Consider the following 6,411-nt stretch of genomic DNA (forward strand, 5'->3'; position numbering starts at 1 on the left):
GCCGCAGCAGCGCCGGACCGACGCCGGGCACCGAGTCCAGGTCGGCGAGCGTGCGGAAGCGGCCCCGCTCCGTCCGCCGGGCGACGATCCGCGCCGCGAGCGAAGGGCCCACGCCGGGAAGTCGGTCCAGCTCGTCCGCGGACGCGGTGTTCGGGTCCAGCCGCTCCCCTTCACCGAGGGGCGCACGGCGGCGCTCGGCGCGGGCGACGGAGTCCGCCACCTCGCCCAGCAGCCGCGACGCCGCAGCGCTTTCCACGGCCGGCGCGCCCGCCAGCGGCGCCGGCCGGTCCGACGCCGCCACGCGCGCCACGGCGCCCGCGGCCAGCAGCAGCGCGGCCACACCCAGCGCCAGGCGCTCCTGCGAGGTGGCCCCCATCCCTCAGTTCTCCCCGGCGGCCGGCTGCTCGCCGAACACGGCAGTCGCCAGTACGCGCCCAACCAGCCCCAGCGTTTCGCGCGAAACGAATTCCGGCTTGTCGGTGATGGCGTGCCAGCGCGCGTTGTCGGGCCCGTACTCGCGGTCGGCGACGATCACCGTGGGGATCCCCGCCGCGGCAAGCACCCGCCCCGCGTTCCGCATGGGCGGAGCAGTCCGCTGCACGAACACGCTGTCCGCGGCCGCCGCCTTCGCCGCCTCCCACACCCGCGCGGTGGCCTCGGCCGCCGTGGCGACGGAAAGCGAGTCGCGCGGGAACTCGGCCAGCTTGTCGCCCACGCCCTGCAGGACCACGGCGTAGCGGGGGCGATAGCCGGGCATCTGGGCCAGGAAGTGGCGGGTGCCCGCGAAGTCGGCCTCGTCGCGGAAGTCGTCGCCATCCGCGAACAGGATGTCGACGCCCACGGGCGCGGGCTGCTCCTTCAGCAGCTGCGCGATTTCCATCAACACCGCCACCCCCGAGGCGTTCACGTTGGCACCGGGGGTGGGAAAGCGGCGGTCCAGCGGATCGTACGAACCGTCGGCGCGGCGGCGGGTGTCGCGGTGGGCCACCAGGAGAATGCGCTCCTTGAGCTCGGGGCGAAATCGGGCCAGCACGTTGGTCAGCTTCACGGGCCGCCCGCCCTCGCCCGGCGCGGTGAACGGCTGCTGGATGACGGTGTCGGCGCGGAACTTCAGCTCGTCCACCAGCCACAGCAGCTGCCGCCGGCTCCCCTTGTCGCCCGGGTACCGCGGCCCGAAGCCCACCTGCGCGGTCAGGTGCGTCCATGCCCGGGCCGCGCTGAACTCCGGCGGGGGCGGCGCGGCCCGCGAGCAGGAGGCCAGCAGCAGGGTGAGAGCCGCCGCTGCGGAACGGGCGCGCCCGCGCGTTGGTATCAAGGAGTCTCGCCAGGTCGGGGGAGCGGGGCGAAAGGCTGGCGGCGGCTTGGCGCCGCCCCTTTCGCGGGCGTATACTAGGAGCCGTTCCCTTTCAGGGGCAAGGCCCGGAATCAGCGGATGAAGATCCTTACGCGGTACCTGATGCGGGCGCACCTGGGCCCGTTTCTTTTTTCGTTCTGCGCGCTCACCGGGGTGATCCTGATCAACACCCTGGCCAAGCGCCTTGCCGACCTGGCCGGCAAGGGGCTGCCCATGCGCGTGATCCTGGAGTTCTTTGCCCTGGCGCTCCCGGCCACCATCGCCCTCACCTTTCCCATGGCGGTGCTGGTGGCCGTGCTGTACACGTTTTCCACCCTGGTGGCGGAGAACGAGATCACGGCCCTCAAGGCCAGCGGGGTGGACCTCCGCCGCCTGCTGGCGCCCCTGCTGGTGGCCGCGGGGGTGATCGCCGGCGCCATGGTGGTGTTCAACGACCGGGTGCTCCCCGAGGCCAACCACCGCTGGAGCCAGCTGATCGTGGACATCGGCCGCAAGACGCCCACCTTTCTGCTGCAGGAGCAGACGCTCAACCGCATCTCGCCGCAGACGGGCGGGAGCGTGCTGTACCTGCGCGCGGGGCGCATCGAGCCGGGCACCAACCGCATGTGGGACGTGCAGATCTACGACGTCACCAACGCCACGCGCATGCGCACCATCTTCGCCGACTCGGGGCGCGCCATGTTCAGCGCCAGCGGCAGCGACATGATCATGCAGCTGTACGACGGGCACACCCGCGAGGTGGCGTCGGACGACCCGGCGAGCTTCCGGCGGGTGTACTTCCAGCGGCAGGTGTTCGGCATCCCGGGGATCAGCAACCAGCTCACGCGCAACGACCGGCCCGACGGCTACCGGGGCGACCGCGAGATGACCGTGGGAATGCTGCAATCGCAGATCGACACCCTCGCCCGCCAGCGACGCGACGCGGTGAAGGAGCTGCGCCAGACCGCGTTGGCGGACCTGGAGTTCGCCGTCACCGGCAAGGCCCCGGCCGCGGATGTGGGTGCGGCCGTGGCGCTGGACAGCTACATGCCCGAAAGCACGGTGGCGTCGCGCACCCGCCGCACCGCCGACGCGCTGGCCAACCTGCGCCGTCAGGTGGAGCAGGTGGAGGAAAGCATGCGCAACTACGAGGTGGAGATTCACAAGAAGTACTCCATCGCGCTCGCCTCGCTGGTGTTCGTCATCGTGGGCGCCCCGCTGGCGCTGCGCTTCGGCGGCGGGGGCATCGGCATGGTGATCGCCACCAGCATGGTGGTGTTCTCGCTGTACTACGTGGGGCTGATCGGCGGCGAGTCGCTGGCCGGGCGCGGCTACGTGACCCCGCTCTTCGCCATGTGGGTAATGAACGCGCTGATGACCGTGGTGGGGCTGATGGGGCTGGCCACCATGGGGCGCGAATCATCGACGGCGCGCAGCGGCATGTGGGACGGCGTGCTGCAGGCGCTGCGCGGGTTGCCCCTGCGCCGGGGGGCAGGCCGATGACCCGGCTGCTGGACCGCTACATCCTGCGGCAGTTCATCTACACCTTCATCCCGCTGGCGACGGGGCTGCCGCTGTTGTTCATCATCGCCGACATCACCGACAACATCGACACGTACATGGACCGCGGCATCGCCATGAAGAACCTGGCGCTGTCGTATGCCTACCAGTTCCCGCTGTTCGTGCTGTACGCCTTTCCCATCGCCGCGCTGGTGGCCACGGTGTTCACCATCGGCGGGATGACGCGGCACCAGGAGATCACGGCGGCCAAGGCGGGAGGCATCAGCTTCTACCGCATCTTCCTTCCCATCGGCGTGCTTTCCGTGGTGATCGCCGCGGGGGCGCTGGCGCTGGGCGAGCTGGTGCCGGTAACGCTGCGCAAACGCGCCGAGCTCATCGAGCCGGGCCGTGCCGCCGACACGGGGCCGCGCATCAACTTCGTCTTCCAGACGGAGCGCGAGGGGGTGCTCAGCGCGCGGCGGCTGGAGCCCAGGGCCGGCGAGATCACCGAACTGGTGCTGGAGCGCAACGCCACCGCCAGGGCGCCGGGCATGCACCTGCTGGCGCGCCGCGCCGTGTGGCGCACCCGCGGCGGGTGGCGGCTGGAAGACGGGTGGAAGCGGGAGCTGCTCGCCGACGGCACCGAGAAGGCCACCCGCTTCGACACGCTCGGCGTGCCGGGGCTGGTGGAAACGCCCGAGGAGCTGCTGGCCGAGCCGCGCGAGCCCGAGGAAATGCGCTACGCCGAGATGACGCGCTTCATCGGCGCCATCGAGCGCTCCGGGGGCGACGCGCGCCCGCTACGGGTGGAGCGGGCGCAGAAGCTGGCCATTCCCATGGCGGTGGTGGTGATCGTGCTGTTCGGCGCGCCGCTGGTCACCTCGTCGCAGCGCGGTGGGACGGCGTACGGCGTGGGCGTAAGCCTGGGAATCACCATCGTTTACATGCTGCTCTTCCGCGTGGGCAAGGCGCTGGGCAGCAGCGGCGCCATCGACCCGCTGATCGCGGCGTGGGGCCCCAACGCCATCCTGCTGGTGGCCGGCCTCTTCCTGATGGCCCGCGTCCGCACGTAAGCGTCGGGACCGCCGAGTTCCCCGCCCGCCCGGACCCGGCTCCCGGCGGGCGGCTCCGTTTCAGGCCGCCGCGGCCCAGAGCGCCGCCGTCTCCATCCGCCGCCGCTCGATGGCGTCACCCGGGTCCCCCCGCGACGCGAGGTGCGCCTCGACCAGGGCGTTGTACTCGTCCTTAACGGCCTCGGCGCGCTTGCACGCGTGCCACAGCTCGTCGGCTTGGTCCAGCTCCAGCACCTCGGGGAACTCGGGGCTGTTCACCCAGTCCAGCCACTCACCGAGCGGCTTTGGAGTGCCGGCGCCCTCGCCGTAGAACCCCGCCCGCACCCGCTGCGTCGCAACCAGCGCGTCGTCGCCGTGAACGATGACCCGGTAGCCGAAGAAAGCCTCCATCGCGTCGCGGATCTCCTGCGCAGCCATCTCCCGGCGCATGATCGTGTCGCGCCGGAGCGCCTCGTCCCGGAACTTCTCGCGCTCCTGATATGAGTCCGGCACCTCGTAGCGGACAAAGTGCGCCTCGTCGGGATCTGGTTCCGCCCGGGTGACCCTCGCCTGCCGAGCGCCGTACAGCGCCACCTCCCGCCGCTCGGCGAGTTCCTCGTCCGACCAGCCCTGTGCCGCCGCGTGGTCCCTGAGGATGGCGTCCAGCCGTGCGGCGAGCGCTTGCGCCCGCTCCATGATCTCGCGAGCGCGCTCGACTTCCTTGACGGTCAGCGTCTTTTTCCTGGCGTAGCGTTCGCCGCAGAACCATCCGCGGCCGTCCGCGATCTCATCGTACTCCGGGGCGTCGTACCAGTATTCTCCTTGCGGGGCGACCCCTTCGTGCGTCACGAGCGTCCAATGGGCAATGATGGCCTGCTCGGCGGCACGGATCTGCTCACCAGCCAACTTACGCCATGCCCGCGCATCGCCAGCACGCGCTTTGCCGCGGAGGTATTCGCGGTCATCTTCGCTCAGCGGAATCACGTGGCGGCTGGGCCGAAGATTCTTCAGCTCGTATTCGTCGCGCATCTCAATTTCGGCGTCTTCGGCCATACCTATTCTTCTCCCTCCTCGTCGCGCGGCGGGCGCTGATGATCCGCGTCCAAGGCCCGCGTTCCGTGTAGATGACGGTGAGCACTCGGAGCCGATCGGACATCCCGACCAGGATCATCCGGGCTTCCTCGAGTGAGTGGTCGAGGTCCGGTTCATCACTGGCCTGCTCATCATAGAACACCGTCTCCGCTTCTTCGAAGGAGATGCGGTGTTTCAGCAGGTTGCTCGCCGCCTTCTCGGGATCCCAGTCGAACTGCAAAGCTCACTCCGTCTCATCGGCCTGTCAACCAGCAAAGTGGACCGAAGCTACGGGCGAAGTGAACAGAGTGGAAGGGGTGGAGAAAAACTGGTACCACCTGTGTCGGGAAGCGATTTTGCTGGTGTTTTCAGCCCGTGGCCCGAATGATGAGGCGAGGTCCACGGACGCCATCGTCCGCACGATCCGATCACCCCCAGCCCGACGTCCCGATGCTCTCGCAGATGCTGAAACGCGCCTTGCTGCCCCTGCTCGCCGCCGTGCTGGCCGCCTCGTCGGCGGAGGCGCAGATGCGCACCGCCAAGCCCGTGCTGCACGGCCGCCACTGGATGGCCATCACCGGCAAGCCGCTGGCGGCCACGGCGGGCGCCATGACCTTTCAGCGCGGCGGCAACGCGGTAGATGCCGCGTGCGCCATGCTGGCGGCCACGTCGACGATGTGGGACGTGCTGAGCTGGGGCGGCGAAACCCAGGCGCTGATCTACAACCCGAACACGGGGCAGGTGATCGGCATCAACGCGCTGGGCGTGGCGCCCACGGGGGCCACACCGGAGTTCTTCCGCTCACGGGGGATGCAGTATCCGCCGGAGTACGGACCGCTGGCCGCGGTGACGCCCGGAACGCCCGGCGGCCTGCTGGTGATGCTGGCCGAGTACGGCAAGCTGTCGCTGAAGGAGGTGCTGGAGCCCGCAATCCAGATGGCGGACGGCTACCCCATCGAGGCGCAGACGGCCAACAGCATCGAGCGCAACAAGGACCGCATCCGCGAGTGGCCCTACTCGCGCGCCGTCTTCCTCCCTCACGCCGGCGAGAACCGCGAGGCGCCGCGCCCGGGCGAGATCTTCCAACAGCCGGACCTGGCGCGCACCCTCCGCCAGCTGGTGGAGGCCGAGCAGCAGGCGCTGGCGGCCGGCCGCAGCCGGCGCGAGGCAATCATGTCGGCGTACGAGCGCTTCTACCGCGGCGACATCGCACGCGAGTTCGTCCGCGGCGTGCAGGAGCAGGGCGGGCTGATCACGCTGGACGACCTGGCGCGCTGGGAGGTGAAGGTCGAGCAGCCGCTGTCCGTAGACTACAAGGGCATCCGCGTCTACAAGCTCAGCCAGTGGACGCAGGGCCCGGCCATGCTGCAGGCCCTGAACATCCTGGAGAACTTCGATCTCAAGTCGATGGGCTACAACAGCTCACGGTACATCCACACGCTGTACCAGTCGATG

At 69.9% G+C, this 6,411-nt stretch carries 7 protein-coding genes; 3 read left to right on the plus strand and 4 right to left on the minus strand.

Going from position 1 to position 6,411, the window contains the following annotated elements; genetic code table 11:
• Positions 1–376: helix-hairpin-helix domain-containing protein (locus VIB55_RS14780; RefSeq protein WP_331877425.1), on the minus strand; the 376-nt coding region annotated here is incomplete at its 3' end.
• Between the two features lie 3 nt (positions 377–379).
• Positions 380–1,315, minus strand: coding sequence for a M28 family peptidase (locus VIB55_RS14785; protein WP_331877426.1), 936 nt, complete (start codon positions 1,313–1,315; stop codon positions 380–382).
• Between the two features lie 117 nt (positions 1,316–1,432).
• Between VIB55_RS14785 and VIB55_RS14790 the strand changes: the two genes are divergently transcribed.
• Entirely contained in the window at positions 1,433–2,836 is a 1,404-nt protein-coding gene (locus tag VIB55_RS14790; protein ID WP_331877427.1) for an LptF/LptG family permease, read from the plus strand.
• Positions 2,833–3,906 (plus strand): LptF/LptG family permease, encoded by a 1,074-nt coding sequence (locus VIB55_RS14795; RefSeq protein WP_331877428.1) that lies wholly within the window; start codon positions 2,833–2,835, stop codon positions 3,904–3,906. The genes VIB55_RS14790 and VIB55_RS14795 overlap by 4 nt, the downstream gene beginning before the upstream one ends.
• Positions 3,907–3,966: 60 nt before the next feature.
• Here the strand turns inward: VIB55_RS14795 and VIB55_RS14800 are convergent, their stop codons facing one another.
• Together VIB55_RS14800 and VIB55_RS14805 are read right to left on the minus strand one after the other, a co-directional pair.
• Positions 3,967–4,938, minus strand: a complete 972-nt coding sequence (locus VIB55_RS14800; RefSeq protein ID WP_331877429.1) for a hypothetical protein — start codon at positions 4,936–4,938, stop codon at positions 3,967–3,969.
• On the minus strand, positions 4,916–5,197 hold the full coding sequence (locus VIB55_RS14805; protein WP_331877430.1) for a BrnT family toxin: 282 nt from the start codon (positions 5,195–5,197) through the stop codon (positions 4,916–4,918). Before VIB55_RS14805 ends, VIB55_RS14800 begins: the two co-directional genes overlap by 23 nt.
• 287 nt (positions 5,198–5,484) lie before the next feature.
• On the opposite strand from VIB55_RS14805, the gene VIB55_RS14810 reads away from it, so the two are divergent.
• Positions 5,485–6,411: gamma-glutamyltransferase family protein (locus VIB55_RS14810; protein ID WP_349263033.1), on the plus strand; the 927-nt coding region annotated here is incomplete at its 3' end.

The organism is Longimicrobium sp. (assembly GCF_036554565.1).
Taxonomy (GTDB): Bacteria; Gemmatimonadota; Gemmatimonadetes; order Longimicrobiales; family Longimicrobiaceae; genus Longimicrobium.